Source organism: Pseudomonas sp. FA-1 (assembly GCF_056856075.1).
Map to the genome: position 1 here is coordinate 1 of NZ_JBWXTH010000027.1, position 2,879 is coordinate 2,879.

Genomic DNA, 2,879 nt, shown 5'->3' on the forward strand with positions numbered 1-2,879 from the left:
AATGGCCAGAAGCTGCCGGTCAACGCCCATGGTGGCCTGGTCTTTACCCTGTCGGACGGCACCAAGGTTTCTATCCCAGCCGGCAGCGCCAGCGGCTCTATCACCGTTAAAGCGCCGGACGACGTGTTCACTGGTGGTCAACCGACCATCACCAACAAGCTTGAGTCGGTAGAAGGCGGCGACAAGTTCGAGAAACTGACTCTGGGTGAGAACTCTGTTTCGACGGAAATCACCGATGAGCCAGGTTCGGGCACCAATACTGGCAACGAAGGCGACAAATTCGAAGTCACCATCGTCAGCAAGGGTGATGTCACCGAAGACCAGCAACCTTCCTTCACTATCCGGATCAGCGAAAAGCTCGATCACGATGTCACCGTTACGCTGAGCAACAATCAGCAGGTGGTCATTCAAGCCGGTAAAACCGAGGTCGATTACTCGCTGCCGGCCCAGGGCGATGATGTATTCAAAGACGCAGGTGAAGTTTCGCTGGGCATCACCGATGCGACCGTCGCCGGCAAGCAGTTCGAGAATCTACAGCTGGGCAACGACGCCACGGTCAAGATTACCGATACCGAAAGCGAAGTCGTTGCGACCCTCACCGTCGATAAGACCAGTGTCACCGAGGGCGGCGAGATTACCTACACCGTGACCCTGAGCAACGGCCAGAAACTGCCGGTCAACGGCCATGGTGGCCTGGTCTTCACTCTGACCGATGGCACAAAAGTTTCTATCCCTGCCGGCAGCGCCAGCGGCTCTATCACCGTCAAAGCACCGGACGACGTGTTCACCGGTGGCCAGCCGACCATTACCAACAAGCTTGAGTCGGTAGAAGGCGGCGAGAAATTCGAGAAGCTGACCCTCGATGACCAATCCGTCTCGACGGAAATCACCGATGAGCCAGGTTCGGGCACCAATACCGGCAACGAAGGCGATAAATTCGAAGTCAACATCGTCAGCAAAGGTGATGTCACCGAAGACCAGCAGCCCTCCTTCACTATTCGGATCAGCGAAAAGCTCGATCACGATGTAACGGTCACGCTGAGCAACAACCAGCAGGTGGTCATCCAAGCCGGTAAAACGGAAGTCGATTATTCGCTGCCGGCCCAGGGCGATGATGTATTCAAAGACGCAGGTGAAGTTTCGCTGGGCATCACCGATGCGACCGTCGCCGGCAAGCAGTTCGAGAATCTACAGCTGGGCAACGACGCCACGGTCAAGATTACCGATACCGAAAGCGAAGTCGTTGCGACCCTCACCGTCGATAAGACCAGTGTCACCGAGGGCGGCGAGATTACCTACACCGTGACCCTGAGCAACGGCCAGAAACTGCCGGTCAACGGCCATGGTGGCCTGGTCTTCACTCTGACCGATGGCACAAAAGTTTCTATCCCTGCCGGCAGCGCCAGCGGCTCTATCACCGTCAAAGCACCGGACGACGTGTTCACCGGTGGCCAGCCGACCATTACCAACAAGCTTGAGTCCGTAGAAGGCGCTGAGAAATTCGAGAAGCTGACCCTCGATGACCAATCCGTCTCGACGGAAATCACCGATGAGCCAGGTTCGGGCACCAATACCGGCAACGAAGGCGATAAATTCGAAGTCAACATCGTCAGCAAAGGTGATGTCACCGAAGACCAGCAGCCCTCCTTCACTATTCGGATCAGCGAAAAGCTCGATCACGATGTCACGGTCACGCTGAGCAACAACCAGCAGGTGGTCATCCAAGCCGGTAAAACCGAGATCGATTACTCGCTGCCGGCCCAGGGCGATGACGTATTCAAGGATGCAGGTGAAGTTTCGCTGGGCGTCACCGATGCGACCGTTGCCGGCAAGCAGTTCGAGAATCTGCAACTGGGCGACAAGGCCACCGTCAACATCACCGACACGATCAGCGAAGTGAAAGCCACGCTGTCTGTGGATAAATCCACTGTCGCTGAAGGCGGTGAAATCACTTATACCGTCACGCTGAGCAATGGGCAGAAACTACCGGTCAATGGCCATGGTGGCCTGGTCTTCACTCTGACCGATGGCACCAAGGTTTCTATCCCCGCCGGCAGCGCCAGCGGCTCTATCACCGTCAAAGCACCGGACGACGTATTCACCGGTGGTCAGCCGACCATTACCAACAAGCTTGAGTCCGTAGAAGGCGCTGAGAAATTCGAGAAGCTGACCCTCGACGATCAATCCGTTTCGACTGAAATCACCGATGAGCCAGGTTCGGGCACCAATACTGGCAACGAAGGCGACAAATTCGAAGTCACCATCGTCAGCAAGGGTGATGTCACCGAAGACCAGCAACCTTCCTTCACTATCCGGATCAGCGAAAAGCTCGATCACGATGTCACCGTCACGCTGAGCAACAATCAGCAGGTGGTCATTCAAGCCGGTAAAACCGAGGTCGATTACTCGCTGCCAGCCCAAGGTGATGATGTATTCAAAGACGCAGGTGAAGTTTCGCTGGGCGTCACCGATGCGACCGTCGCCGGCAAGCAATTCGAGAATTTGCAACTGGGCGACAAGGCCACCGTCAACATCACCGACACGATCAGCGAAGTGAAAGCCACGCTGTCTGTGGATAAATCCACTGTCGCTGAAGGCGATGAAATTACCTACACCGTGACCCTCAGCAATGGCCAGAAGCTGCCGGTCAACGCCCATGGTGGCCTGGTCTTTACCCTGTCGGACGGCACCAAGGTTTCTATCCCTGCCGGCAGCGCCAGCGGCTCTATTACCGTCAAAGCACCGGATGACGTGTTCACCGGCGGCCAGCCGACCATCACCAACAAGCTTGAGTCGGTAGAGGGCGGTGAGAAGTTCGAGAAGCTGACTTTGGGTGAGAACTCTGTTTCGACGGAAATCACCGATGAGCCAGGTTCGGG

At 56.2% G+C, this 2,879-nt stretch carries 1 protein-coding gene; it reads left to right on the forward strand.

All coding sequences use genetic code 11. From position 1 onward, the window contains the following. Positions 1 to 2,879 (forward strand): immunoglobulin-like domain-containing protein (locus tag AC1MHZ_RS23315; RefSeq protein ID WP_482967006.1); only part of this gene is annotated, 2,879 nt, incomplete at both ends.